Below are 25,670 nucleotides of genomic sequence, written 5' to 3'. Positions count from 1 at the left end.
CATCATCCGAAAAAATGAATAAGCTGATGTTAATAGTAAGTAATATTAATCACTAATGTACACAACGTTCCAGCCCCTGTCAATGTGACTAGACAGGCTTCTAAGCATGAAATTACCTAAAAATTAAAATAAAAAATCCGGAGAGCAATTACGCTCTCCGGATTAATTTACATCTTATGAATAGTGATCCTGCTTAGGTAAGGCTAGTTCCGCCGCCTTTATTGTCATCATCAGATCCGTCATTACCCTCAGATTCAGGTTTGTTCGGGATTTCCTTTGATAGGTTCGGAGGCGTGGAATCAGTATCTTCAGACTTGCCTTGAATGCGGACACGCACATCACCGATATTATCAATGACAGGTTCGCCAACTTCAAGCGCAACGCCTTCGCCACCCTCAGCCTTACCATCTTCAGAAAGGAATCCTTGTTCAATCAGCTCTTTAATCTGATCAAGCTCAAGTGTTTCCTTCTCAAGTAACGTATTGGCAATCAGGTGCATTTCTTTAGAGTATTTGAGCAACAGTTCTTTACAACGTTCGTAGCTCGAAGTAATAAAGTTCTGCATTTCTTGATCAATCTCATAAGCAATGGAATCACTATAATTCTGTTCATGCCCAATATCACGACCCAAGAATACTTGGCCTTGAGAAGAGCCGAACTGCATAGGTCCAAGCTTATCGCTCATACCGTACTCCATGATCATGGCACGCACGATGCGCGTAGCCTGTTGGAAGTCACTGTATGCGCCCGTACCGATCTCACCAATAAACAATTCTTCGGCAACACGTCCACCAAGTAATCCAGTAACCTTATCCAAAAGCTCCTGCTTGGTAACGATCATCCGATCTTCCTTCGGAAGCATAATAACATATCCGCCGGCACGTCCGCGTGGGATAATTGTAACTTTATGCACCATATCAGCATGCTCAAGGAAATAACCAGCTATAGTATGGCCTGCTTCATGGTAAGCAACAATGCGTTTCTCACGGTCACTGATAACCCGACTACGTTTCTCAGTACCCACGATAACACGGTCAATGGCTTCATCCACTTCAATCATGGAAATATCTTTGCGGTTACGACGTGCAGCTAGCAATGCTGCCTCATTTAGCAGATTCTCTAGATCAGCACCCGTGAATCCAGTTGTGCGTTTAGCAACAACATCCAGTCTTACGTCTTTCGTAAGTGGCTTGTTACGAGCGTGAACCTTAAGTACAGCTTCACGGCCTTTTACGTCAGGGCGGTCAACCGTAATTTGACGGTCAAAACGTCCTGGACGAAGTAATGCAGGATCAAGTATATCAGCACGGTTAGTTGCCGCAACAATAATAATGCCTTCGTTACCACCGAATCCATCCATCTCAACCAGCAATTGGTTAAGTGTCTGCTCGCGCTCGTCATGTCCGCCGCCGAGTCCGGCGCCGCGTTGACGACCCACAGCATCAATTTCATCAATGAAGATAATACATGGCGCGTTCTTCTTAGCGTTCTCGAACAAATCACGTACCCGAGAAGCACCGACACCCACGAACATTTCTACAAAATCGGAACCGGAAATACTAAAGAAAGGAACACCGGCTTCACCTGCTACTGCACGTGCAAGCAATGTTTTACCTGTTCCCGGAGGGCCTACAAGCAGTACGCCTTTAGGGATACGTGCACCGACAGCTGCAAATTTGCGCGGATCTTTCAGGAACTCAACGACTTCGACAAGCTCTTGCTTCTCTTCGTCCGCCCCTGCAACATCCTCGAAGCTGATTTTCTTCTTCTCTTCATTATATAACCGAGCCTTGCTCTTGCCGAAATTCATGACTTTACCGCCGCCACCTTGCGCCTGGTTAAACAGGAAGAAGAACAAGATGAACATAATGACTAGCGGGATAATAGAAGAAAGGAATGTCAGCCAAATGCTGGTACCTTCCATTTTCTTCTGAGTTAATTCAATCCCATTAACATCACTGGCTTGAATCAGTTCATTAATAGCAGCATCTGTTGGAGGAATATATGTGGAGAAGCTTTTCGATTTAGTATCGGCAGGCAACTCTCTATATTCGCCTGTAACTAAAAAGGCATTACCCTCAAACTGAACCGTCAAATCCTTCACATTGTTGCTCTTGATCTCCTGCCGTAACTCGTCGTATCTAGGGAAATCGGCGGCTTCATTTCCATTGCTCACAAACTGGACAATACCCACCACGACTAAAAATAAAATCAAATAAAAACCAGAATTCCGGATGAACCGATTCATCCCCTACCTCCTCTCGCAACACTCAAGTTATTGTACCATAGCCTCTTGGGACACCTCAAATAAAGGAAGCCAAGGGTGCCCGATCCGTATGATCAAGGCAATCAATAGTTCAATTGGAATAAATCTCAGGCTTCAGTACTCCAACATATGGGAGGTTCCGATACCGCTCGGCATAATCCAATCCGTAGCCTACTACAAATTCGTCTGGCAACACGAAGCCTGTATAGCTGGCTTCCAGATTAACCGTACGACCTGAGGGCTTATCAAACAAGGTAACCACATTGATAGAAGCAGCATTGCGGTTGCGGAGTAGCTCAATCAAATAGCTGAGCGTAAGGCCACTGTCAATAATATCTTCAACGATCAAGATATCGCGGCCTTCTACCGATACATCTAAATCCTTAATAATTTTGACAACACCAGAGGACTTGGTGGATGCTCCATAGCTAGATACTGCCATGAAATCCATCTCAACAGGTACTGTAATGGCTTTAACCAGATCTGCCATAAATATAAACGCGCCTTTTAGTACACAAATGACTAAAGGGGTACGTCCTGCGTATTCTTCGCTCAGTGTTCGACCGAGCTCCTTAATTTTCTGCTGAAGTTCCTCTTCGGTGATCAAGACTTCTTGAATATCATTTTGCAACTTGCGAAACCTCCTAAGTTATACTATGAAAGACTTACATCGACCATTACGTTTCTTCACGGTCATCCAGCTCTGCTAGAGACAATAGAAGTACCGAGGTCGTTTGCCGCCCTACTGCGGCATGCATCGAGCGTCTTACGCCCGGAATCCAGACGATATTGCCCAAACCATCACAAACGAGGGGGATCATTGAGCGTTCAGCAGCAGGTATTTTATCATCAATATAAATATCTTTTACCTTTTTGCTTCCGTTTAATCCCATGACTCTTATGGTATCTCCAGGCAATCGGGAACGTATCGTTAGTGGAAAGACCAGTTCATCACGGTCAAACCAAGCCGACATCTTCCCATAATCCTCCCCCTGTACAAAAAAGTTTTCTCTCTCCAGCACCGCCATCGACATCACCTTACCTATTTCCTCCAGCTTAAGCTCGGAATCCGGTAAAAACAGACGATATGTATAGCTTGCCTGTTGCTGCGCGGGCTTGGACGAGAACAAGATGATATCATATTGCCGCACACAAGTCAGGCCTCCACCTAAATCCAAACTCCAGGTGGTGGGATAGCTCTGCAGCGTTCCCCGACGTACAGATTCAATCTTGGAGAAATCAAGGGCAGATAGATCCGCCGACAGATAATTTAATATTAGTTTAATCAAACGCCGTTGTAAAGCGGAGGGTATGGCCGCAAATGAAGCTCTGTTAAAGGTATATTTCCCTTCCCCTTCCGAAACCAGCTCCTCAAAGCATTTTACCGCAGATGCCTCCATATATTCATCCTCAGCTCCTGCAATTTCCGCAAGCTGCACAAGTGACTGTCTCACTCTGCCGTTATACCTTTCCAGAAAAGGAAGAACTTCCAATCGAACAGCATTCCGCTTGTATTTCGTCAGCAGATTAGTGGCATCCTCGGCATAGGTGAAACCTTCATTCTGACATAACCCAAGAAGAGCCGTTTTGTTAATACGTAGGAATGGACGAATGAGTTCCACCTTTTTTTCTGTTCTTTTCCACTTGATACCGGACAGCCCCGATAAACCGCTTCCTCGCAATAGACGCATAATCACCGTTTCTGCCTGATCATCCGCATGATGAGCCAGAGCAACAGAGCGCGCCCCATAACGGTGTGCGGTATCAATCAGAAATTCGTATCGCTTCTCGCGTGCTGTCCCCTCAGGGCCGAGTCCACTCTCTTTAGCCAAAGAGGGAATATCGAATTCTGCCAACTCAAAGGGCAGTCCCAATTGTTCAGCCATACCACGTACTAGCTCTGCCTCTTCCTTAGACTCCGCTCTAAATCCGTGATTCACATGAGCGCATATTAAGGTAAGTGGCATAACGTTTAAAGCTATTTCATACAAAACATGCAAAAGAGCCACAGAATCCGGGCCGCCGGAAACTGCGACTACAATGGTGTCATGGGGCGCCCACAGCTCGTGCTCGGCTGCTGACTCCAATACTGACTCCACCAGTCCATTCATTTGCTCCATATGCGGCCCCCCTTCTCTCTAACTATATGTATAAGTTCAAAACCGAAATACCCAATAAATTGTAAAGGCAAGCACAAACAAGGATACCCCAAAAGCATTTTTGAGCCAGCGAGGTGTGTCCATACTATCAGGACGCTTTCTACGCGAATTGTAAATATGGTTTCGCCAGAGCTCTGTAGCATCAGCGGAACCGGTGAAACCTCCTTTTAACGCCAAACAAATCCAAGAGGATAGTTTCTTGTCGGGTAGATTTCTAGCCAGCTTAAACAGCTCATCTACACTTCTTGTCTGCGGCAGCTGTAGCGCAGCTTTCTTGAGCCCCTCTTCATTCAAAAGACGGAGGCACAGTACAGCAAAAGCGAATAGATCATAACCCTCATCACTCGTGCGGCTGCCTGCATTCCAAAAGCCACGGTCATGCCATTCGGTAAACTGCTTCACACTGCGACCAATAGGACTTGTGCCCCCAAAGTCGATCAGCTCCACTTCGCCGTACTTTGATACCATGACGTTCTCCGGCTTCAAATCCCCGAACACAAAACCGCATTCATGCAGTGTGCGCAGCTTATCAAGCAGACCAAGCCCTACCAGGCCTAACCAGTCGGGACCGTTTTTCGATAAAAAATGATGCAGAGGTTTGCCTTCAACATACCTCATTACATAGAAGGGGACATTATCCCCATTCGCAAAATCATCCGCTTCCAAAAAATAAGAAGACAATGGATTCTCACGACGAGCACGATGCTCATTCCGCTTTCGCCGTGATTGCAGCGAGGTTAGTACATTGATCTCCGATTGAAGTTCAAGTGTATCGTATCCGATTTTTAGCGCGTACCTTTCCCGTCTGCCTTCTCTTTGCACAAGATATACGGTTCCGTTCGCGCCCCTTCCCAGCATCCGCTCAACGACATAACGGTTACCCCGCCATTTGCCGTTAATTAAGGTACCAGTAGGATAGGACGGATTAGACGACATACCCACCAATCATCCCTTCTCTTTCGTCGTGGTCATCACTTAGTCGGCGTCCACGATGTTCATCCAGTGTATCATAACGATAATGTTCAAGCACCTTGAAAATAGCTGGACCCGTCGGTGTCGCGCCTCTCATGTGTAATTTAGAGAATAACGTACGAATACCTGACATGTCATGGGTCCAATCTAGATCAAGCTTGGCATCTTCGCTGCTGTTATTTCCAGGATAATGGAACACAGCAATCTCACTCTTACCTTCCCGTGCTTCCAAACTGAGCGCCAAATCGCGGATAGCATCTTCCACAGCACCCAGTTTAGGTTTCATACTAGCACTGGCATCGATAAGAAGTGCAATGCGCAACGGTGTTGTTTCTGTCAGTTCATCTACAACTGTAACAACCTGTGAACGTTGAACAGGAGGTAACTGATCCAATGAGCCATCGCCTAGTATCTTTTTTACCTCTTTATTAACCGCCTGCTGGATCGTCTGAACCACGGTCTTGCGTGTCATCATCTGAATCGTCTGCGCCAGTTGTGGCGTTCCGACTATTCGGCTAAGGCCTCCCCCGGCCTTGGCAATGTCGGCAATCTCCCGGCTTCCGAGCTCGCCGATCGTACCATAATCAACTACACCAACCACATTTACGGTGATTCCCTCCTGCAGGGCATGCGCCGCTGCCAACACCGGACTTTCTCCTACATTCGAACAACCGTCAGTAATGAGCATAATTTGCTTCATAACCCTCAACTCCCCCTTTGTTTGAACCTCTGTTTCTAGCATATCCAGAAATGAGAGATTTCAAACGGTCGCTTTTGTTGGGGAAATTTGTGATCTGAACTAAGGGGATAGTGAATAGGGGAACTGCGAGAAATGTTTGGGCTTTCGATCGCTGTTATTATTTGATTTCTCTATTAAAACCGCCTTCTGCGGTTGAAATCAAATAATAAAGGCGAACGCTCCGCTTCTACAGCTCCAAACTTTCTCTCCGTTCCGTACCTTCACTAGTAAACAGTTTAGATCTAAAAAATTACGCTCCAAAGTCAGCGAACCTTTGAAACGTAAATAGTAGAGGCCGGCGAGTTTCACATCACAGACTCGCCTCGACTACCATTCAAGCACGGCACTATGCCCGTGCTTCAAACCTTTAACAATCAGCACGACGCCTTGCGCGTACTAAAACATACAAGCAACACGACGCTTCGCGCGTGCTAAAACATACAGGCAATACGACACTTCGCGCGTGCCCAACCATCTAACTCACCGTACGCGGACGCTCCATTCGGCCAACACCAGGCATATGCAGGCTGGACCATTCCGGATGGAAATGATCTACACGACTGACGACAATTGTCATGTCATCATGGATCTCATTGCCCTGATAACGAATTACCTTATCTAACAGGCTATCCGCCAAATCTTGAGGATCATCCCCCTCGAGCTCTTGGATCAACCGTTTCATCCATATCTCCTTATTAACGGCATATCCTGGCGCATCATAAATACCATCCGTCATCATAATCAAAATATCACCGGCCCGAAGCTGCATGCTAATCAGATCCACATCGATATCTTTAATGATTCCTATAGGCAGATTGCTAGAGGTTATTGGAATGACCTCACTACCCCTCCGGATAAAGCTCGGTGCGGAAGCAATCTTCATAAAAGTTGTCTGCGCGGAATACTGATCGATCAAAGCCATGTCAACGGTAGCATAGAACTCGTCAGGAGAACGTAATAAGAGAATAGAGTTTACCGACTTTACAGCCAACTTCTCATCCATACCGGACTGCAGTAGCTTTTCTAACATACCGAGGGCGGCACTACTCTCCATTCTCGCCCGCTCACCATTTCCCATTCCATCGCTAATGGATACTGCAAAGGTGCCGTTTCCAAGCTCTACGGTACTGAAGCTATCGCCAGATAACATATCTCCTCCTTTAGAAACAACGGCCACTCCTGTGTTTATCTCAAAGGCTTTGGCTGAACCGAAGGTAACCATCGACAATCCTTCCCGAGGATGGACTGCCGTCTCGCTCATGACAGCAATATTCTCATCTAGTATGTCGGAAAGGAGCGGAGCGATCATTTTACGGCATTCATCAAAACCACGAGTATAGGCATGCACCACCTCTATTTCTACACGCCCAGGATCTAAGCTTAGGATTTCGATACTATGAATAGACAGCCCTAATTTCTCCAATGTCTCACGGATTTGAGCTTCCTGACGATACATAGCCTGTCCCTCACGTTTTATTTCACGCGCCAGGTCCTCCATAACCTGTGACACGCCCGATAACTGCTCGGCAACAAATTGACGACTATCGTATATTTGTCTTTTCCATCGCATATCATGTTGGTAAAGATCATATTGTCCTTTCATGACTTCAAGTACTTCACCAGTTTTACCGCAAATCCGGCTCCATTCCGGAGGCAGCTGAGCTGCCGTAATATCAGGGCATTCCTCAACAGTAGTCATCATATCTGTCATATATCTATACGTCTGATAGAATTTTGCATCCCAGCAGTGGGAACGCCGAATGCATCCTGCACAGGCCCCCTCTGTCACCGTACTCATGAAATCCTCCATCTCACGGTCTGACTTCCCTACTTCTCCGGCACGTGGAATCTGCCCAAAGCTGCTCGACAGCTGCTGGAATACCTGTGAGAATTGCGTCACCCGTTCTGCCGTTAAATCCCTGACCCTTCGCGCATATTCGTGTTGAGATCGGCTATGATCTGACGTGCCAGGAACATATTTAGCAATGGCAGATATCATCGCCTTAGGCGTTATAAGAAATAGCACTACCGCTACGCAGGTTTCCCATGTTGAGGCCATCATATCACCCGGACCCGTAAAATAGACGGAAAGGATCGTGGATCCTAGCAACATCCCGATAGATACTGCACCTTTTCGACCACCCTGCATCATTCCCGCTAGCATTCCAGAAAAAGCAAGCAGGCTCATCTGATAGATAGCACTAATATCCGCCAAACTGAGAATCAATCCGGTCACCACCCCAACAGCAGCCCCAAGAGGAGCCCCCCCTGCCATGGCGAAGAGTAGAATCAAATATCGTGACAATATATGCTCCAAAGACAAACCATTAAGGGTCCAGCCCACAAGGCCCGTCATTACTGAGGCAAGTAAGATAATAAGGCACAGAATCTCCTCGTTCCTGAGCGCTCTACTCTTTTGCTTATAGGTTAGTAAAGGCAGCGCTTGAATGAACACCAGTGTAAGCACAAAACCTAGTAAAGCATCTAGTGTTGTCATCATAAGCGGATACCAAGAAAGAGAAGGTCCAATAACAATCTGGAACAAGCCAACCATAAACGAAGACACGAACACCATAAGTGGTGCATAGGATAAATCTATTCGTTCATAACTTTCCAAGCCTTTATAAACTAAAAAGAAAATAATCAGCTCAGCAGTAGTAACCAAAGCTCCAGGGAATGGAGTAAAGAGACTTCCAGCTATAATGGCTGCAGCTACAGGTAGAATAGAGTCGCGACGCATAAACACAATGACGGCAAAGTATGCGACAGCAAAAGGGGATAGTTCGTCCAGAATCATGGCTCTACCCAGCAGAAACCCCATGAAACTAAGCAATAGCATCCATTTCTTCGCTGCTATTAGCTGAATATACCGTTGTTTCTGACCCCAAGCTGTAATACGCGTACGCAATGCTTGTCTCTGCTTCTTATCTTCACTTCCTACTCTTGTCCACTCTGGCAAATTTACCACGTTGCTTTTACTCATTCCCCTACACCACCCGTTTAAGAATTTATGGTACTCATTATATAACCGGGCAATTGAGAAAGTTTGTCAGAAATGGAGGGACACACACAAGAAATTTCCGACAAAAAAGCCTTCATTCATGATCTGTAAAAAAGCGGTTCTATCCCTTGCGGGACGGTAGGTTGATTGGTTTCAAGATTGTTTACAACGTAATTTCACGCGCTGACGCGGCGGTTATTCGTCAGCGATTGCCCTAGAGTTATGTGAGAATGACATGGATGCTGTCGGCAATTTTATATGACATGACAAAAAAACCGCAAGGGCGAAATGCCCCTGCGGTTATTTATGATGTACAGGTATTGGATTACACGCGTTTAGCTCCACGGCCTCCGCGCTTTCCTTCTGTGTTCTTCTTAATCGAAGATATCCGTTCTTCGCTGTCTTTCAGGAATCGCGACATTTTATCCTCGAATGAAGGTTTACCGGCTGCAGGCTTAAATGGACGCCCACCCCGTTCACGATTGAATCCACCGCCGCCTCCACCACTGCCGCCTCCACCGCCGAAACGGTCTCCGCCGCTAGGACGTTCTGGTCTTGGAGCTCTAGGCGGACGTACTTCCGATGCTGGCTTGTCAACAGCCTGCTTAATGGAAAGTCCGATCTTGCCGTCCTTATCGACGTTGATCACCTTGACTGTTACTACATCACTAATCTTCAGATGATCGTTAACATCCTTGACATAATTATCGGCGATTTCCGAGATGTGAACGAGACCTGTGACACCTCCTGACAGATCCACAAATGCTCCGAAATGCGTGATGCCTGTCACTTTGCCTTCTAACTTGGTGCCCACTTCAATTGCCATAGAATAAAATGATCCTCCCTTAAAAATATACAGACGAATATTAAGGTCATCCTGTCTGCGGTGATTTGATTATACAGTAAAGAGCAAAGCAAGGCAACAGAGTAAAAGCCTCTTTTCGCCGCTATTATTGCTCTGATTGCTCTGTTCGAATAGGAGTTTCCCCTTGAGGATAGATATTGTACCATTTACGTGCTAATTGGCCAATATACTCGTCATCATTAAGTCTGGATAATTCATATTTTAATTGAGTTAAAGATGCCATGACATCCTCACTAGTCTCCTGTTTCTTTGCAAGTTCCTCACCCTTGTCCGCAATGACCGCACTTTGAGCGAAGTAAGTATAACCCGCCCAACCAAAAAATACTGCCACAAAGACAATCCACATAAATCTTCTTCTCTTCGCGCCTGCGGCCGAATTTTTGCTATGATTACTTTTCTCTTCCGCAGTAAATCTGTTCATGCAACGTACCCCCTAATTCAAGGTCAGCGTTTCCGCCATTTGGTAATCCATTCAGTGATCTTCACAATCCAGGCGCTATGTGTCAGCCGCGATAACTGTGGAGAGATCCACCTAACAGGTAATACCCAAATTGGTTTGGTCAGACGCAGCAGAAGCTTAAAGATGAACCGCAGAATACGACCTAGTAGCTTTAGCAGCCCTAAAATAAATCGCCAAAGCCAGAGAAGAGGTGTACCTATCAGGATCTCCACAAGTCTCCACAGCAACCTGCACATATACTGAACCGATTGAATTAACCTTAACACAAAACGCCGCACCGTAACACTGAAGATTAAAAAATAGATCCATACTCCTAGAAACAAACCTAGAAAGACATAAAACCGCAATTGTCCTTGATTTCCGGCATACAGCATACGAAAAACGAGCAAGGCGGCCCAAAGCCAATACAGTAGATCTAGCATGGCATTCAGCCATTTGGGAAAATTGAACTTCAGCGACAGCACCCGGTAGCTGTCATAGGCCAGTCCCATTGCCAGCCCGGCCATGATCATGTAGAACAGCGTCACCCACTGGACTGCAGGATTCATTTAAATAGCTTACCGAGCAGACCTTTATTTTTGCCCTGCGATCCGGGATCGAGATAAATCAGGGAATGTACATTGCCCTCTAGGGACAACATTCCGTTCTCCAGACTTAAATTTTTGATATGTAAATGATTCCCGCGAATGGTGAGATGGCCGAGTTCTGTACGAAGCAAAAATTCCTCGCTGTCGAAGCTCTCCACATTTTGCACGCCCGTCAACTCCAGCTGCTTCCGACTGCGCATGTGCAGATCATGCTGTTTGTTTACCTTTCCTGGCTCGATCATAGCATGTACCCCTCCTTCTTACCTCTAATCTATGGCAGAGGCAGAAGTTATAGAACATCCCGTCCCACTAAAAATAATAGAAACAAAAAGAAGGCACAACTCTACAAAATGTAAAGTTATGCCTTCTTCTATTACTCTTACCAGTCCAGTCCGCTGCTTTTGGCAACAGGCTCTTCCCGAACTAGAGTATACATACCAGCGGCCTCGTCCTTGCGAGTCGTTTCGACCAGCTTTTCTACTTTGACCGTTACAAGCTTTTGTCCAAATTGTACAGTAATCTCGTCACCGATCTTAACTGCACTACTAGGTTTAGATTCCCGCCCGTTAATCAGTACCCGGCCTTGTTCGGACACATCCTTTGCCACTGTTCGGCGCTTAATTAAACGGGACACTTTCAGGAATTTGTCAAGACGCATTAGTTAACGGCTTCTTTAAGCTTGTTACCAGCTTTGAAAGCCGGTACAGTCGATTCTGGAATTTCAATCGTTGTGCCCGTTTGCGGGTTGCGACCAGTGCGTCCTGCACGTTTGCGAGTTTCAAAAGTTCCGAAACCGATCAGTTGGACTTTATCACCTTTTGCCAAAGCTTCTGTAATCTCACCCAAGAATCCGTTCAATACTGCTTCTACATCTTTTTTTGCCAATCCGTTTTTCTCGGAAATGTTGTTTACCAAATCTGTCTTGTTCATAATTTAAAGTTCCTCCTAGGATACGAAAAAATAAATGAAACGAGAATCACCACCATAATATGGGGCGAATCGCATTTCGTCTTTATGTTATTCTTGATGTCACCTTAAAATCCTGCCACGATTCGTCGTTTTTTTTAAAAAGAAGCAGTTATTTCTCAGAAATCGTCGCAGAATCTATTCTATAGCACTATTAAACTACTGGCCACATTCTAAATCAGAAAATAAAAGCTACATCCACAGCATTGCCCCATTTTTGAGTCCATATACCGTAAAGGGGCTGTGAATTACTAGACTTTTCGCTCCTCAGCCTTAGCCTCTTGCCATAGTTCTTCCATCTCTTCCAAACTACTATCCTTTACGCTCGTTCCCTTGCGCTGCAAGCTTTGCTCAATATATTGAAACCGGCGCACAAATTTGCGGTTAGTCCGGGTTAATGCCTCTTCGGGATCTGCACCGATAAAACGAGCGACATTCGTAACTGCAAACAACAAATCCCCAAGTTCCAGAATTTGATCATCTGTTGCCGCATCTGTGTCAATCGCCTCCTGCAGCTCATCAATCTCCTCACGAATCTTGGCTATGCAATCCGTAGCGTTGTCCCAGTCAAAGCCCACCTTGGATGCTTTTTTCTGAAGCTTGTATGCCTTCATAAGAGCAGGCAGGTCACGCGGAACACCACTAAGAACGGATAATTCCTCTGGCTTCACACCTTTACGCCGCTTCTCTTCTGCCTTCATGCCCTCCCAGTTCTTCAGCGCTTCTTCGGCATCATTCGCATTGGTATCCCCAAATACGTGAGGGTGACGGAAGATAAGCTTATCATTCAGCCCTTCAATGACGTCATACACGTTAAACGTGCCAAGCTCCTCCTCCATTTGAGAGTGAAGCATAATTTGCAGCAAAAGGTCGCCCAGCTCCTCTTTCATATGATCGGGGTCATCCTCATCAATCGTTTCAAGGACTTCATAGGTTTCTTCGATTAAATTTTTGCGCAGGGATTCATGTGTCTGCTCCCGATCCCATGGACAACCTTCCGGGCTTCGAAGAATATCGACAATCTCATGCAGACGGGCAAAGGTACGATTTCTTAGATTCTCGTCACGATTCGCAGGTACATAAACTAACGACAGGTTGCCATAACCGTCGAGTCGATCCAGTTCGTACAGTGGGACTCTTACAATACTTTCTTCGTTCTCGACACCGAGTGCATGCCCCACAACAACTTCATATTCAGGCGGATACAGCTCCATCAAACATAATTTTGTCTCCGAGGCTGTAAAGCTATCGTATACCTGACCAATCAGAGTATGTAGTTCAGGCTGAAGCTGAGCACTGCGAATGCCTGAAGCATCTAGTAACTGAAACCCTTCAATGGGGTCAAACCCCAGTCGAACAAACGCCTCGTCGAGAAAGCTCTCCCCACCCAATATTTGCAGTTCAATACCTTCCTCAGGACACCGCTCGCGCAGCTGCGAAACCGCTGATTCCGCAACCATAGGATGACCCGGAACCGCGTAAACAATATCTGTACCGTCTGCTGCTGCTTGAGCCTCTTCAATCAGTTTTGAAGTAATCGCTGCATACACCTCTGGAAACGAGGATAAAGATTCATACAATCCATCAAAGGACTGGGAAGTTATTTCAAGCTCGGAGAGGGCAGCCATGACTGGATGCTCTTTTGTGCGGACATAGACAAACGATGCTGCCTTCAGCTTCTTTATAATTCCTAGCGTCAATCGATCAGGGTTGCCAGAACCCAGACCGACGACCGTTAATGTTGCACTCATGTCTGTTCCTCCTCTTAAGCGGCTGTCTCAGCAGACCGCATTTTTATATTGTGATGTAAACGTTGATTAAGGGAATAAGCGCAGCTTCTTCAGCTTGTCCGCCAGAGATGGGCCAAAGCCCGGAAGCTGGCGAAGCTCGCTCTCGCTAAGGAGCCGAAGGACTATAGCCCCTACGGCAAAGACAGCGCAGCCTGCGAGCACCCCGAGCAGGCTCTGCGCCAAGCTGGCAGTGCGCCCGCCGCCGATGCCAGCGGCCGTAGCCGCAGCGCCCACGCCCCAGCTGGCGGCTGCGGCGGCAAGAGCCAGGCCCGCTGTAAGCAGCGCGGGCCGTGCCAGGGCATCTGCGAGGCGAAGCCGCAGATGGCCCTGGCGATACAGCAGCAGCACGTTGAGCGCTGCTGCGAACGAATGCGCGGCCACGCCAGCGATGGCTGCGCCGGTAATGCCCTGCTGCGGAACCAGCAGCAGGTTCAGGGCCGCCTTGAGCAGCGCGGCGGCCAAAAGGTGCAGGGCCGGGGCGCGAACGTAGCCGAGGCCCTGCAGGAGTGCAGCCGAGATGATACTGACCGTACCGCCAACAGCGGTTAAGGCCAGCCAAGTCATAGTGCTGCTACCGGCGGTGTCGCCGTAAAGAGCCATATTAATCGGCTCAGCAAGCACTGCAAGGCCCGCTGACGCTGCCAGCCCTAGCAGCCAGAACCAACGCAGCGACAAGCTGCAACGGTTCTCGATCAGCTTCATATCTCCCTTGTACTTCGCCTCTGCTAAGGCTGGTATGAACACGACAGACAAAGAAGTGGCAATCATCGTTACAATCTGCACTAGTGGCAAACCACGATTGTATACACCAAACTGTGTCATTGCCTCCACTTCGCTTCCTAGAGAGGATAGCAAGCGAGGTACAGTGAATACATCTACAAGACCGATAAGAGGCATTGCCAGCGCGCCAAGCATCACGGGAATTCCATAAGCCAGCAAGGCCCCTGCTTTAACGCCCATAATCCGTTGATTCGAACGCCCCTCATTATCTGCATTGGGCAGCTTTAAACCCTGACTTTCGACAGAAGCAGCAGCATCTAAAGGGGCTCCTTGTCTTAACACCCGCCGATGACGTCGCAAAAATAGCAGCATAATTACAAGCCCTGCTGCCCCTCCCCCGGCTGATCCGAGCAATGCGCCAGCAGCAATGCTCTCAGCGCCTGCACCCAGTGAGGTCAGGTATAAGAGCAGTACAATCATTACTGTAACACGTACGGACTGCTCAACAATTTGTGACACAGCCGTCGGAACCATATTATGAAGACCCTGAAAATAACCCCGAAGAGCTGACATGATTGGAACAACCGCAAGTCCCCAAGCACTTGTCCGTAAAGCGGGCATCACATGCGAGTTTCCGACCCACCCAGCTATAATCGGTGCACCTGCATAGGTGATTGCTCCGATAACCAAACCGCTTATGGCTGTTATAATCGCAGATAACCGCAGAATCCGCCGACCCTCGTCATCCCGCCTTCCTGCAGAGGCTTCAGCGACAAATTTGGATATGGCCGCTGGCAGACCCAGCATCGCTACCGTCAACAACATCGTGTACAAAGGATAAACCGTGTTGTATATACCAAATACCGCATCTCCGCCTAGATTTTGCAGCGGGATTTTTTGGAGTGTACCTATAAGCTTTGAAATAATCGCTGCAGCACTTAGAATAAATGCCCCTTGCAGCAATCGTGATGTTTGTGAGTTAGATTTCATAAAGTACCTGCTTCTACAACTTTAATGGGATGAATTTCTATATTATAACGTATGTATACCCACAAGTAGAAACGGTTTTGTAAGAACGACAAAACCCCGTTTGCCCTTTGTATATCTTACCAAAAGGAAAGCGGGGTCTACATTACGGTTATTGCTCCATTTGCTTGCCAAGGAATGCGGCGGCGGTTTCGGCCATTTTCACTTCCATTGACGACATTTTCACTGAATCATCCTTACTTACCATCACTACACAACCAATAGGATCTCCACCGGAAATGATCGGTGAGGCTACATATGAGGACACCAAATCCGGATGATCTTTAGCGATTTCATAACTGCCTTCGTTGGTTTCCAGTACAGTCTTACGACTATCCATGACCTTCTCCAAAAGAATTCCTACTTGTTTTTCCAAATAGTCTTTCTTGGAGCCACCAGCCAGTGCAATAAAGGTATCACGATCAGCAATCATCGTAATATGCCCAGTACCTTCGAATAATGACTCCGCGTACTCTTTTGCAAAGTCACCAAGCTCGCCAATCGGGGAATATTTCTTGAGTATGACTTCACCGTCCCGATCGACGAAAATTTCCAGTGGGTCGCCTTCTCTAATCCGTAGAGTACGTCTAATTTCTTTGGGAATAACCACTCGTCCGAGATCATCAATACGCCGAACAATTCCAGTAGCTTTCATTTCACATGTGCCCCGCTTTCTTAAGAAGTATGGTCTTACTACTGTCCATTATGGGAAAGGATAATCCCAGTGATTTATCGTAATATCTGACCATAGTATTCATCTCTTCCCAGATCCTTATACATAAGCTGACATGTATTAATATCTGCATCAAGATAAAGGCCGTTCTGAAGATGTTTCTTCGAAATAAAAAGCCATCTTCACATTAAGTGAGGATGGCTTTTCTAAGGTAAGCTTGTCCATTTTTACCGATGTTTATTCAGCAGCTTTTGTAGCACTTGGGGATGCGCTTGGCGCTGTAGTGGCTTCTGTTCCGCTATTTTTTGATCCGGATTCATCTGCGGCAGCAGAGCTCTTCGGCAGATTGATGCTCTCAATAATGCCTTCAAGATCTTTCTCCATGAACGCTTCTAGGTTCTTGGACACAATGGAGCTCTTAATGCCTTCTTTTTGTTCATCCGTTAACTGATCAAAGGTTTTGTCGGTACGGGACTCCACCTTGATGATGTGGTAACCATAAGAAGTCTCTACAGGATCACTAATGGTATTCAAAGGCAAGGTTTGAGCAGCCTTCTTAAACTCATCTACATACGTTCCCACAGCTTTATCTTTATATTCTCCGCCTGTTTCCTTAGAGGCTGTATCGTCAGTGTATTCCTTAGCGATTGCCGCAAAATCAGCTCCGCCGTCCAGCTTTGCCTTAACTTCCTTCGCGATTTTCAGCGCTTCTTCGCTAGTGCGCTCTTTGTTGTTAGCATCGGTCAGACCGATTAACACATGACGCAAATTTGCTACGGTAAAGTCACCTTTTGTAGCTTCAAATTCTTTGACAACCTGATCGTCTGTCACTTTAAGCAGCATATCCTGATAAACCGTCAGCACACGCTCCATATAACTATGGATATCGCCCTCTGTAACGTCAGCGTCTTTAAGTGTTTTCTTATAAGTGTCGCCCAGAGCTTTCTTCAAGTCAGCGATTTGGCTATCAGCCTCTTTCTTCGCCTGCTTCTTCGCTTCATCCGTTGCTTTGGAAGCCAAATATTCAAAGCCTACTTCCTGCTTCAAAATAGATTCCTTAAACGCCTCAATCTCTAAATATTGCGCTTGCTGCGGGGAGAGGAATTTCATGATTTTTTGATCCATAGCAAATTCCTTCTCTGTGATTGTTCCACCTTTATAAGTCGCAACTGCCTTGCTATCATCAGCACTACTACCGCATGCTGCTAGCATAGAAAAGGAAACCGCTGCTACCAATGAAACGAGCAGTACTTTCCATGATTTTTTTTTATTTAACGACATTGTGTAGTTCTCCCTTCGATTTAAAAGACTGTTTAGCTTCCTTAAGAAACTGTTCAAGCAAGTCAAGCAGCTGTTTATCACTTAAGTCTTTCGACTTTACTCGGATACTGGCTTTAGCATCTCTATCGAATTGTACACGTCTTTCGAAGCTATTTCCAACTTTGGCGAGTTTCGCCGTATCCAGAGCACCAAGACTTCCCTCATAGAAATTCAGGGTAACATCATCACCACGTCTGATCATGGAATCAATGCCATACATTTTTCCATACACTTTTAGACGAGCTACAGTTAATAGATTAACAACTGCTTCAGGCAATTCTCCGAACCGATCCAAGAGCTCATCCTCAAGCTCAGAAGCATCATCGAAGGATGTTACTGCCGCAACTTTTTTGTAGATTTCAATTTTCTGGATACTGTCGTAAATATACTCGGATGGCAGATAAGCGTCAATCGACAAATCAATGACGGTATTGCCCTCTTTGAGCGAGGTGTCTTCCTCTCCAAGCACAGTAACCTTACGCTTGCGGATCTCCTCCGCCAGCATTTGTGAGTATAGATCAAATCCCACGGATGCAATAAAGCCATGCTGTTCTGCACCAAGTAAGTTACCGGCACCACGAATAGATAAATCCCGCATCGCTATTTTGAAACCAGAACCCAGTTCCGTAAATTCCTTAATAGATTGCAGCCGCTTCTCTGCCACTTCAGTCAGAACCTTGTCCCGCTGGTAGGTAAAATAGGCGTACGCAATCCGGTTGGACCGGCCTACACGTCCACGTAATTGATAGAGCTGAGACAAGCCCATCTTATCGGCATCATGCACAATAAGTGTATTTACGTTAGGAATATCTACACCCGTCTCAATAATACTTGTGCTGACCAGCACATCGTATTCTCCATCAAGAAAATCAAGGATCGTCTTCTCCAGCTCCGCTTCCGACATTTGGCCATGTCCGATGCCTACCCTAGCCTCAGGAACAAGCATAGAAATTTGAGCGGCCATTTCTTGAATGCCCTGCACACGATTATAGAGATAGTAGACTTGACCGCCACGAGCCAATTCACGCTCTACAGCTTCCCTCGTAAGCGTCTGACTATGCTCAACAACATAAGTCTGCACGGGGAAACGGTTCTCAGGCGGCGTCTCAATAACAGACAAATCACGCACTCCCAGCATCGACATATGCAATGTACGAGGAATTGGAGTTGCTGTCAGGGTAAGAACATCTACATTCGTTTTTAACTTCTTCAGCTTCTCTTTATGAGTCACGCCAAATCGCTGTTCCTCATCCACGATCAATAAACCTAAGTCCTTAAATACAAGGTCCTGAGACAATAAACGGTGGGTACCAATAACCACGTCAACCGTTCCTGCCCGAACGCCTTTTATCGTCTCATTCTGCTCCTTACGGCTGCGGAAACGACTTAGGACTTGAATATTTAGCGGATAATTTGCGAAGCGTTCCCGGAAGGTCTCATAATGCTGCTGAGCTAGAATCGTTGTCGGTACCAGTACAGCCACCTGTTTACCTTCAATCGCTGATTTAAAGGCTGCTCGTATAGCTACCTCCGTCTTACCATATCCAACGTCTCCACAAAGAAGCCGATCCATTGGACGATTCTGTTCCATATCCTTCTTAATCTCTTCAATCGCTCGAAGCTGATCCCGAGTCTCCTCGTAAGGGAACATTTCTTCAAATTCACGCTGTTCCTGTGTGTCCTTCTCAAAACCATACCCTGCTGCACTTTGGCGTTCAGCGTACAGTTTGATTAGATCATCAGCAATATCCTGAACGGAAGAACGGACCTTATTGGTCACCCGCGTCCATTCATTACCGCCTAATTTATATACTTTCGGCTCTTTATCTTCTGAACCGACATATTTCTGAATCAAGTCAATTTGCTCAATCGGAACCGAGAGCTTATCGCCACCCGCATATAAAATATGCATATAGTCGCGATGAATACCGCTGACCTCCAGCGTGCCGATCCCCATATACTTACCGATACCATGGTTCTGGTGAACGACATAATCACCAATTTTCAGCTCAGTATAACTCTTGATCCGTTCAGCATTATCTATCCCTTTGGAGATCTTCCGTGCCTTCCGCTGCTTCTGAGAGAACATCTCTCCTTCAGTGATAACGGCTAAATGAATAGAAGGCAGCTCAAAGCCTGAACCCAGGTTTCCTTGTACGATCGTTGGCTCATCAATGCCGTAGTCATAAAGGACTCTGCGCACACGTTCAATCCGTTCTTCACTGCTCGCAAGCATCATTACCTTTACACCAGACTTCTGCCAACGCTCCATTTCCGATTTAAGCACATTCATCTGACCATGGAAATCCTGCATCCCACGACTAATAAACCCAAGAATGTTCTGTGGTTGAATGTGTGGGACCTGGCGCAAAAAGATCGACATAAACAGGCTTTGGAACGGACGTTTGTACATCACAACATCTGTCTCGACAGAGAGATCCAGATCCGGCAATGTTTTGCCGTTTTGCATCAGATGGAGGTTCCATTCCGATTCATCTCTTTCGAGCTGTTTCGCCGTTTCAAGCAGTCTTGTCGGCTCATCGAGAATAAGAATCGTATCCTGGGCCATGTAATCAAATAAATGAGAGCGTTCAGGGTATAAAAGACTGATATATTTATAGATTTCAGGAAAATAGGTTCCTTCGCGCAGCATTTCTAGCTCGCGTCCAATTTCTTCTTTTAGACGCAACTTAGCCTGCCGATCCGCCATTTTCTCAAGCTGTCGTTCCAGCATAACAGATGCTTCAGCAGAAGCAGATTCCTGGCGAAACCTGCTCGCTATAATCTCTTTAGCAGGTGTAATCTTCACACTTCGTACTTTATCAATAGAACGCTGATCGACTGGATCAAAAGTTCTGATCGAATCAACCTCATCATCAAATAACTCAACACGATATGCCAAAGGAGAAGTCATTGGATAAAAATCAATAATTCCACCTCTTACACTCAGTTCACCGCGATTCTCAACCCGCTCTACTCTTTCATAACCCATTTCGATCATGGACATCAAGAATTCATCCAGAGCAAGCGTTCCATCCTGAGAAACCGTAACCTGTGCCTCTGCCATAACCTCTGGTGCAGGGAGCAGTCTGCGCACTCCCGAGTAGGGAACTACAACAATACCACGGAAGCCCTGAGCACATTTGGTCAGTACATCAATACGCTGGGCTAATGTCTCTGGACTTGAGACAGCCGCTTCCGCAGCCACAAGTTCATTAGCAGGATAGAGCAGAACTCGTTCCGGGGAAAGCGCTTCCTGTAAATCATCGGCCATTTTCTGAGCCGAAAACATATTATGAGTCACCACAAGCAAGGGACGAGCTGTCTCTTCATGCAGTGCTGCAAGCATGATCTGTCTAGCTGAACCTGTAAGCCCCGATATTAGCTGCTCTTTCATACCTGCAGCTACACCCTGGGTGATAGACTGGAAATCGGGATCCTTGGAAAAAGCTTCTATAATACCTTGTAACAACAGGCGCACCTCTCTTACTAAACAGGCTAACGGAAGTCAAAGCCACCGTCACCTATTATGATTGGAATCGAAAAGAAGCCTCAGCTGTAACGCCAAGGCTTGCGGATGACGATAGAGACAGGCGCTATCACCTACTGAAGCGGACTCGTCAGCAGGCTAAGCTCCGGATTATACTCTAAAGCCTCCTTGCAATAGTCGCAAGTCACCTTTACCGTGATCTCACCTTCTGAATTATACGCTATTATATCTCTGCGCTCCGCAGGGGTCAAGGAATGAAGGCCCAACTGCATTTCTGTAACATCACTTCTATTAATGCTGCCTAGAGATGTCTTGCAGTGCCTACATACATAGTTTATTGCCATCTATATGCCTCCTGAAGGTACTATATACCTTCAGTATGTCCGGGGAGCATCATCTTTAGCCTCATAACCAACAGAGTTTACAGATCAACCATTGAATTTAGCCATCGTCTGTTCGAATGAATTCTGTAAGCTGAACTCCAGTGCATCACAAGTATTAAGGATCATCTGCTTCAGAGGATCGCCTTCCTTTTTAGGAAAAGAAGAGAGAACATAATCCACTATTGCAAAACCCGGTTCAGGGCGAGAAATACCCATGCGTACCCGATTAAAGCTTTGTGTACCTACATGCTGAATGATCGATTTAATTCCGTTATGCCCACCAGCACTACCTTGATAACGCAAGCGAATTTTTCCGATTTCGGTATCCAGATCATCGTAGACGACGATCATATCTTCTAGTTTAACTTTGTAATAATCCATATAAGCGCGAACGGCCTCACCGGACAAATTCATAAAGGTCATCGGTTTAATCAATACGGTTTTGACTCCCCCGATAACCCCTTCACCGATCACGGATTTACATTTGCTTTGGTTGAAGGAAATCCCGTTCTGAGCCGCAAGCTCATCCAATGCCATAAAACCAACATTATGCCTTGTTTTCGCATATTGTGTTCCCGGATTTCCCAATCCGACAATCCATTTCATTATCGAACCTTTCCTTTCCATCGGGCTCTCCGGCAAGAGAAGTCCGTTTTTGGTACAATAGATCTTATCTACATATCTCTGTGCAACCAGAGCGAAATTATACTCCGAAGACAGGTGATAACCTATGCTACATCAAAGTGGAATCTTAACACATCAGCGCGATTTTCAGTACCATATCCAATATGCTGTGCCTGTGGAAATATACAGAGGCGACGTGCACATTGACATTGGTGTATTGACAGCAGTGGACGAAGGATTCGTGGAGCTGCAAGGGACACTCTATAACCGCAGCATATTCACCTTCGTCTCCCGCGCCGGGTATTGAAGCCAGCGCTTCTACCTGCATCACGCCGATAAGGGTTACATCTCCGAGAACGGAGGTGTAACCCTTTTGTAAAATATAAGAATGTATAAGTTTCACGCTATACATTATCCTTATATTTCTCGCAATTTATTGATTATATTTATTCAATTTCAAACAATTTACTAATCGACAACTCTTCATGAACGCGGATAATTGCCTCACCCATAAGTGGAGCCACGGACAACACTTTGAGTTTAGAAGTTGGGTTGGCGCTGCGAATTGGAATCGTATCTGTCACGATAATCTCTTTAATTGGAGAATTCTCCAGACGTTCATGTGCAGGACCAGACAATACTGGGTGTGTACAGCAAGCGTATACTTCCTTCACGCCGCCTTCCATCAAAGCATTAGCACCAAGTACAATGGTTCCAGCAGTATCGATAATATCATCGATCAGAATGGCTGTTTTACCTTCAATATTACCGATAATGTTCATGACTTCGCTGACATTCGGCTCTGGACGACGCTTGTCTATAATTGCAAGCGGAGCGTTCAGGAAATCAGCAAGCTTTCTTGCACGTACTACACCGCCGTGATCTGGCGATACGACAACTGGGTTCTCGATTTGTTTGGAACGGAAATACTGAGCCAGGATGGGAACTCCCAGCAAGTGATCCACTGGAATATCAAAGAATCCCTGAATCTGCATAGCATGGAGGTCCATCGTAATTACACGGTGGGCGCCGGCTTTTTCAATCAAATTTGCTACCAGCTTGGCCGTAATAGGGTCACGGGAACGAGCTTTCCGATCTTGACGAGCGTAACCATAGTAAGGGATAACCACATTGATGCTTTTTGCGGAGGCGCGTTTGAGTGCATCCACCATAACTAAAAGCTCCATTAGGTTGTCATTAACCGGGCCGCAGGTGGATTGAACAATATACACATGACAACCCCGAACGCTCTCTGACAGCTTGACCTGAATTTCTCCATCGCTAAAACTTGTAGTATGCGATTCACCCATCGGAATTCCGATGTAATCAGCGATTTGACTAGCAAGCTTTGGGTTGGAGTTACAGGTGAAAATCTTTAATTTGGAATCACAATAAGTCATAAAATTTAAACCCTCCGTGACGGAATTTAGCTTTCCAAAGGCGCCGGCGCGGAAATATAAGTCCGTCCGGCGCTTCTTAGCAACGCTTTACGATGGACTCGAGTGGTCTTTCTTCGCTTTTGCACGGGAACGGATCTTCTCTGCATATCCCGGTTTATTCTCCTGCCGCACTCTGGCAACAGCCAGATCGTTCTCTGAAACGGAACGCGTAATTGTCGAACCAGCTACAACAAAAGCCCCCTTGCCCACAGAAACCGGCGCAATAAGGTTAACGTTACTGCCGATAAAGGCATCGTCTTCAATTGTTGTCGTAAATTTATTATACCCGTCGTAGTTAACAGTAATCGCACCGCAACCGACGTTTACATTCTTACCCACAGATGCGTCGCCAATATAGCTAAGATGTGACACCTTAGAACCGTCACCAATCGTAGCATTCTTGATCTCGACGAAATCTCCAACCTTCACTTCTTCTCCAAGTATAGAACCTGGACGCAAATAGGCAAAAGGCCCAACGGTAGTCCGTGCGCCAACTTGTGCTTGATTCAATACGGACTGCTTAATCGTCGCGTCGTCCATGATCTGACAATCTTCGATTTCACTTGCCGGTCCGATCACACAGTTCTCACCGATTACAGTTTTACCCTTCAAGATGGTTCCTGGATAGATCGTTGTATCCGACCCAATGACTACATCTGCTCCGATATATGTGGAGGCAGGATCGATTATGGTTACGCCACCCAGCATATGTTTGCGGTTGATACGTTGACGCATAATACCTTCCGCATCAGATAAAGCTAAACGGTCATTAACACCAATAGACTCGTTAGCATCCTCAGTCTGGAATGCTAGAACAAGATCACCTTGCTCACGCAGAATACTGATAACATCTGTCAAATAATATTCCTGTTGATTATTGCTGTTAGTAACCTTCTCTAAAGCCAAAAATAACTTGATGTTATCAAAGCAATAAATTCCTGTGTTGATTTCATGAATAGCTGCCTGTTCGGCATTACAATCTTTCTGTTCTACGATCTTCATTAAGCCGCCATCTTCACTACGTATAATCCGTCCTAATCCAGATGGATCATCCATTACTGCGGTTAATACAGTCGCTGCCGCCTGACGCTCCTCATGCAGAGCCATCAATCCTATCAGCGTCTCCGATGTAATAAGCGGAGTGTCACCATAAGCAACAATCGTCGTTCCTTCTTCACCACCGAGCAAATCCTTAGCTTGTTTGACAGCGTGACCAGTACCGAGCTGAGTTTCCTGCAGCACGTATTCCGCACTTTGCCCTACATAGGCCTTAACCTTCTCTGCGCCATGCCCAACAACAACAACGGTGCGCTGGCATCCGGTCGCTTCTACTGTATCAAGCACGTGCCCTACCATTGGCTTACCGCAAACGGGGTGCAGCACCTTATATAATTTAGATTTCATTCGCTTGCCTTGACCTGCGGCAAGAACTACAGCCATTCTTTTCAAGAATGCCAACCTCCTACTCTTGAACTCACTACTGAATATATCTCATTCCGGGCAAAAAGAAAAGAGAACCATGAAGTCATGGTTCTCTTTTCTATAAACCCCATGTTAGAAAAGCATTTATCGCTGCCTTTCGAAGATGTCGTCAAATCCTTCACTAGCGCTAGCTTTTCTTGCAAGATCAAGCTGCTTAAGTCATGAAGTATATTCGGTATGATCTTATCAAAAACGGCGGATCCTACGCCACCCAAAAGGTAGCCGTCTTCCGAGGCAGCCTAAGCTCCCTCTTCAATAACTTCTTCTTCTTCTTCAGTAGCGGCGCGATCGTACTCGGCCAGAACCGCGGATTGAATCTTCTCGCGTGTTCCCGAAGAGATCGGGTGAGCGATATCGCGGAATTCGCCATCCGGTGTACGCTTGCTGGGCATTGCAACAAACATCCCGTTATTACCATCGATGACGCGAATGTCATGAACAACAAACTCGTTATCGATTGTAATGGATGCGATTGCTTTCATTCTCCCCTCAGAGTTAACGCGGCGGAGTCTGACATCCGTAATTTGCATGTGTGTGTTCACCACCTTTTTCCATCAGAGACTTGGTGTATAATTCCACACAGCAAAGCGAATTCCTTCTTTTTGATTCCATAAAATACCTAAAAAAGAAATATATTTTTTAGGATCTGTTGTTTTCGACACGCATCGGGTGATTTTCTTAATATCCCTTACGTTTTCGACAATTTCC

The 25,670-nt window shown here is 46.2% G+C and carries 23 protein-coding genes; 1 reads left to right on the top strand and 22 read right to left on the bottom strand.

Annotation, left to right across the window (positions count from 1 at the left end):
• Positions 1–193: 193 nt before the first annotated feature.
• From ftsH to pth, 19 genes are all read right to left on the bottom strand, one after another.
• Positions 194–2,248: an ATP-dependent zinc metalloprotease FtsH gene (gene ftsH / locus NST34_RS00340; RefSeq protein ID WP_042183872.1), complete on the bottom strand. Its 2,055-nt coding sequence runs from the start codon at positions 2,246–2,248 to the stop codon at positions 194–196.
• Positions 2,249–2,357: 109 nt separating this feature from the next.
• Entirely contained in the window at positions 2,358–2,897 is a 540-nt protein-coding gene (gene hpt / locus NST34_RS00335; RefSeq protein WP_042183870.1) for a hypoxanthine phosphoribosyltransferase, read from the bottom strand.
• A 46-nt stretch (positions 2,898–2,943) separates the two neighbouring features.
• A complete protein-coding gene (tilS, locus tag NST34_RS00330; protein ID WP_341126930.1) occupies positions 2,944–4,386 on the bottom strand; it encodes a tRNA lysidine(34) synthetase TilS in 1,443 nt (480 codons plus the stop codon).
• 36 nt (positions 4,387–4,422) lie between these two features.
• Positions 4,423–5,361 carry a serine/threonine protein kinase gene (locus NST34_RS00325; protein WP_076286884.1) on the bottom strand — a complete coding sequence of 313 codons (939 nt, stop codon included), beginning with the start codon at positions 5,359–5,361 and terminating at the stop codon, positions 4,423–4,425.
• Positions 5,351–6,097, bottom strand: coding sequence for a VWA domain-containing protein (locus NST34_RS00320; RefSeq protein ID WP_042183866.1), 747 nt, complete (start codon positions 6,095–6,097; stop codon positions 5,351–5,353). Before NST34_RS00320 ends, NST34_RS00325 begins: the two co-directional genes overlap by 11 nt.
• Positions 6,098–6,611: 514 nt before the next feature.
• Positions 6,612–9,119: a stage II sporulation protein E gene (gene spoIIE / locus NST34_RS00315; RefSeq protein ID WP_076300975.1), complete on the bottom strand. Its 2,508-nt coding sequence runs from the start codon at positions 9,117–9,119 to the stop codon at positions 6,612–6,614.
• Between the two features lie 343 nt (positions 9,120–9,462).
• Positions 9,463–9,963 carry a S1 domain-containing RNA-binding protein gene (locus tag NST34_RS00310; protein WP_036678766.1) on the bottom strand — a complete coding sequence of 167 codons (501 nt, stop codon included), beginning with the start codon at positions 9,961–9,963 and terminating at the stop codon, positions 9,463–9,465.
• Positions 9,964–10,087: 124 nt separating this feature from the next.
• Positions 10,088–10,423 carry an FtsB family cell division protein gene (locus NST34_RS00305; protein WP_042183861.1) on the bottom strand — a complete coding sequence of 112 codons (336 nt, stop codon included), beginning with the start codon at positions 10,421–10,423 and terminating at the stop codon, positions 10,088–10,090.
• 23 nt (positions 10,424–10,446) lie between these two features.
• Positions 10,447–11,010 carry a spore cortex biosynthesis protein YabQ gene (yabQ, locus tag NST34_RS00300; RefSeq protein ID WP_076286874.1) on the bottom strand — a complete coding sequence of 188 codons (564 nt, stop codon included), beginning with the start codon at positions 11,008–11,010 and terminating at the stop codon, positions 10,447–10,449.
• Positions 11,007–11,291, bottom strand: coding sequence for a sporulation protein YabP (gene yabP / locus NST34_RS00295; RefSeq protein WP_042123140.1), 285 nt, complete (start codon positions 11,289–11,291; stop codon positions 11,007–11,009). The genes yabQ and yabP overlap by 4 nt, the downstream gene beginning before the upstream one ends.
• 137 nt (positions 11,292–11,428) lie before the next feature.
• A complete protein-coding gene (locus NST34_RS00290) occupies positions 11,429–11,707 on the bottom strand; it encodes an RNA-binding S4 domain-containing protein (protein WP_042183857.1) in 279 nt (92 codons plus the stop codon).
• Positions 11,707–11,979: an HU family DNA-binding protein gene (locus NST34_RS00285; RefSeq protein WP_036678778.1), complete on the bottom strand. Its 273-nt coding sequence runs from the start codon at positions 11,977–11,979 to the stop codon at positions 11,707–11,709. The genes NST34_RS00290 and NST34_RS00285 overlap by 1 nt, the downstream gene beginning before the upstream one ends.
• 287 nt (positions 11,980–12,266) lie before the next feature.
• Positions 12,267–13,766 (bottom strand): nucleoside triphosphate pyrophosphohydrolase, encoded by a 1,500-nt coding sequence (mazG, locus tag NST34_RS00280; RefSeq protein WP_341126929.1) that lies wholly within the window; start codon positions 13,764–13,766, stop codon positions 12,267–12,269.
• 66 nt (positions 13,767–13,832) lie between these two features.
• Positions 13,833–15,515 carry a putative polysaccharide biosynthesis protein gene (locus tag NST34_RS00275; RefSeq protein ID WP_341126928.1) on the bottom strand — a complete coding sequence of 561 codons (1,683 nt, stop codon included), beginning with the start codon at positions 15,513–15,515 and terminating at the stop codon, positions 13,833–13,835.
• A 148-nt stretch (positions 15,516–15,663) separates the two neighbouring features.
• Entirely contained in the window at positions 15,664–16,206 is a 543-nt protein-coding gene (spoVT, locus tag NST34_RS00270; RefSeq protein ID WP_076286877.1) for a stage V sporulation protein T, read from the bottom strand.
• Positions 16,207–16,461: 255 nt separating this feature from the next.
• Entirely contained in the window at positions 16,462–17,505 is a 1,044-nt protein-coding gene (locus tag NST34_RS00265; protein WP_341126927.1) for a peptidylprolyl isomerase, read from the bottom strand.
• The gene (mfd, locus tag NST34_RS00260) at positions 17,492–21,016 is read right to left on the bottom strand and encodes a transcription-repair coupling factor (RefSeq protein WP_042123128.1); all 3,525 of its coding nucleotides are present in this window, start codon (positions 21,014–21,016) and stop codon (positions 17,492–17,494) included. Before mfd ends, NST34_RS00265 begins: the two co-directional genes overlap by 14 nt.
• A 131-nt stretch (positions 21,017–21,147) precedes the next feature.
• Positions 21,148–21,378: an anti-sigma-F factor Fin family protein gene (locus tag NST34_RS00255; RefSeq protein ID WP_341126926.1), complete on the bottom strand. Its 231-nt coding sequence runs from the start codon at positions 21,376–21,378 to the stop codon at positions 21,148–21,150.
• 84 nt (positions 21,379–21,462) lie between these two features.
• Positions 21,463–22,023 (bottom strand): aminoacyl-tRNA hydrolase, encoded by a 561-nt coding sequence (pth, locus tag NST34_RS00250; RefSeq protein WP_042183849.1) that lies wholly within the window; start codon positions 22,021–22,023, stop codon positions 21,463–21,465.
• Positions 22,024–22,147: 124 nt separating this feature from the next.
• Between pth and NST34_RS00245 the strand changes: the two genes are divergently transcribed.
• Complete coding sequence (locus NST34_RS00245; RefSeq protein WP_042183847.1) at positions 22,148–22,348, top strand: hypothetical protein; 201 nt, start codon at positions 22,148–22,150, stop codon at positions 22,346–22,348.
• A gap of 139 nt (positions 22,349–22,487) precedes the next feature.
• Here the strand turns inward: NST34_RS00245 and NST34_RS00240 are convergent, their stop codons facing one another.
• The 3 genes from NST34_RS00240 to spoVG form a co-directional block, all read right to left on the bottom strand.
• A complete protein-coding gene (locus NST34_RS00240; RefSeq protein ID WP_036678796.1) occupies positions 22,488–23,441 on the bottom strand; it encodes a ribose-phosphate diphosphokinase in 954 nt (317 codons plus the stop codon).
• 87 nt (positions 23,442–23,528) lie between these two features.
• Positions 23,529–24,929 carry a bifunctional UDP-N-acetylglucosamine diphosphorylase/glucosamine-1-phosphate N-acetyltransferase GlmU gene (gene glmU / locus NST34_RS00235; RefSeq protein WP_341126925.1) on the bottom strand — a complete coding sequence of 467 codons (1,401 nt, stop codon included), beginning with the start codon at positions 24,927–24,929 and terminating at the stop codon, positions 23,529–23,531.
• A 272-nt stretch (positions 24,930–25,201) separates the two neighbouring features.
• On the bottom strand, positions 25,202–25,492 hold the full coding sequence (gene spoVG / locus NST34_RS00230) for a septation regulator SpoVG (RefSeq protein WP_042123119.1): 291 nt from the start codon (positions 25,490–25,492) through the stop codon (positions 25,202–25,204).
• Positions 25,493–25,670: the final 178 nt, after the last annotated feature.

The organism is Paenibacillus sp. FSL H7-0714, assembly GCF_038003765.1.
Classification (GTDB): domain Bacteria; phylum Bacillota; class Bacilli; order Paenibacillales; family Paenibacillaceae; genus Paenibacillus_AQ.
This window is presented reverse-complemented; position numbering and strand designations above follow the sequence as displayed.

Bases quoted from the DNA above. Each gene is read 5' to 3' on its own strand.
- NST34_RS00325 (WP_076286884.1), bottom strand. From the start codon at position 5,361: ATGTCGTCTAATCCGTCCTATCCTACTGGTACCTTAATTAACGGCAAA.
- pth (WP_042183849.1), bottom strand. From the start codon at position 22,023: ATGAAATGGATTGTCGGATTGGGAAATCCGGGAACACAATATGCGAAA.
- spoVT (WP_076286877.1), bottom strand. From the start codon at position 16,206: ATGAAAGCTACTGGAATTGTTCGGCGTATTGATGATCTCGGACGAGTG.
- spoVG (WP_042123119.1), bottom strand. From the start codon at position 25,492: ATGCAAATTACGGATGTCAGACTCCGCCGCGTTAACTCTGAGGGGAGA.
- NST34_RS00290 (WP_042183857.1), bottom strand. From the start codon at position 11,707: ATGCGTCTTGACAAATTCCTGAAAGTGTCCCGTTTAATTAAGCGCCGA.
- NST34_RS00305 (WP_042183861.1), bottom strand. From the start codon at position 10,423: ATGAACAGATTTACTGCGGAAGAGAAAAGTAATCATAGCAAAAATTCG.
- NST34_RS00285 (WP_036678778.1), bottom strand. From the start codon at position 11,979: ATGAACAAGACAGATTTGGTAAACAACATTTCCGAGAAAAACGGATTG.
- NST34_RS00240 (WP_036678796.1), bottom strand. From the start codon at position 23,441: ATGACTTATTGTGATTCCAAATTAAAGATTTTCACCTGTAACTCCAAC.
- NST34_RS00265 (WP_341126927.1), bottom strand. From the start codon at position 17,505: ATGTCGTTAAATAAAAAAAAATCATGGAAAGTACTGCTCGTTTCATTG.
- NST34_RS00245 (WP_042183847.1), top strand. From the start codon at position 22,148: ATGCTACATCAAAGTGGAATCTTAACACATCAGCGCGATTTTCAGTAC.
- spoIIE (WP_076300975.1), bottom strand. From the start codon at position 9,119: ATGAGTAAAAGCAACGTGGTAAATTTGCCAGAGTGGACAAGAGTAGGA.
- NST34_RS00255 (WP_341126926.1), bottom strand. From the start codon at position 21,378: ATGGCAATAAACTATGTATGTAGGCACTGCAAGACATCTCTAGGCAGC.
- NST34_RS00275 (WP_341126928.1), bottom strand. From the start codon at position 15,515: ATGAAATCTAACTCACAAACATCACGATTGCTGCAAGGGGCATTTATT.
- yabQ (WP_076286874.1), bottom strand. From the start codon at position 11,010: ATGAATCCTGCAGTCCAGTGGGTGACGCTGTTCTACATGATCATGGCC.
- mazG (WP_341126929.1), bottom strand. From the start codon at position 13,766: ATGAGTGCAACATTAACGGTCGTCGGTCTGGGTTCTGGCAACCCTGAT.
- yabP (WP_042123140.1), bottom strand. From the start codon at position 11,291: ATGATCGAGCCAGGAAAGGTAAACAAACAGCATGATCTGCACATGCGC.
- tilS (WP_341126930.1), bottom strand. From the start codon at position 4,386: ATGGAGCAAATGAATGGACTGGTGGAGTCAGTATTGGAGTCAGCAGCC.
- ftsH (WP_042183872.1), bottom strand. From the start codon at position 2,248: ATGAATCGGTTCATCCGGAATTCTGGTTTTTATTTGATTTTATTTTTA.
- NST34_RS00320 (WP_042183866.1), bottom strand. From the start codon at position 6,097: ATGAAGCAAATTATGCTCATTACTGACGGTTGTTCGAATGTAGGAGAA.
- NST34_RS00310 (WP_036678766.1), bottom strand. From the start codon at position 9,963: ATGGCAATTGAAGTGGGCACCAAGTTAGAAGGCAAAGTGACAGGCATC.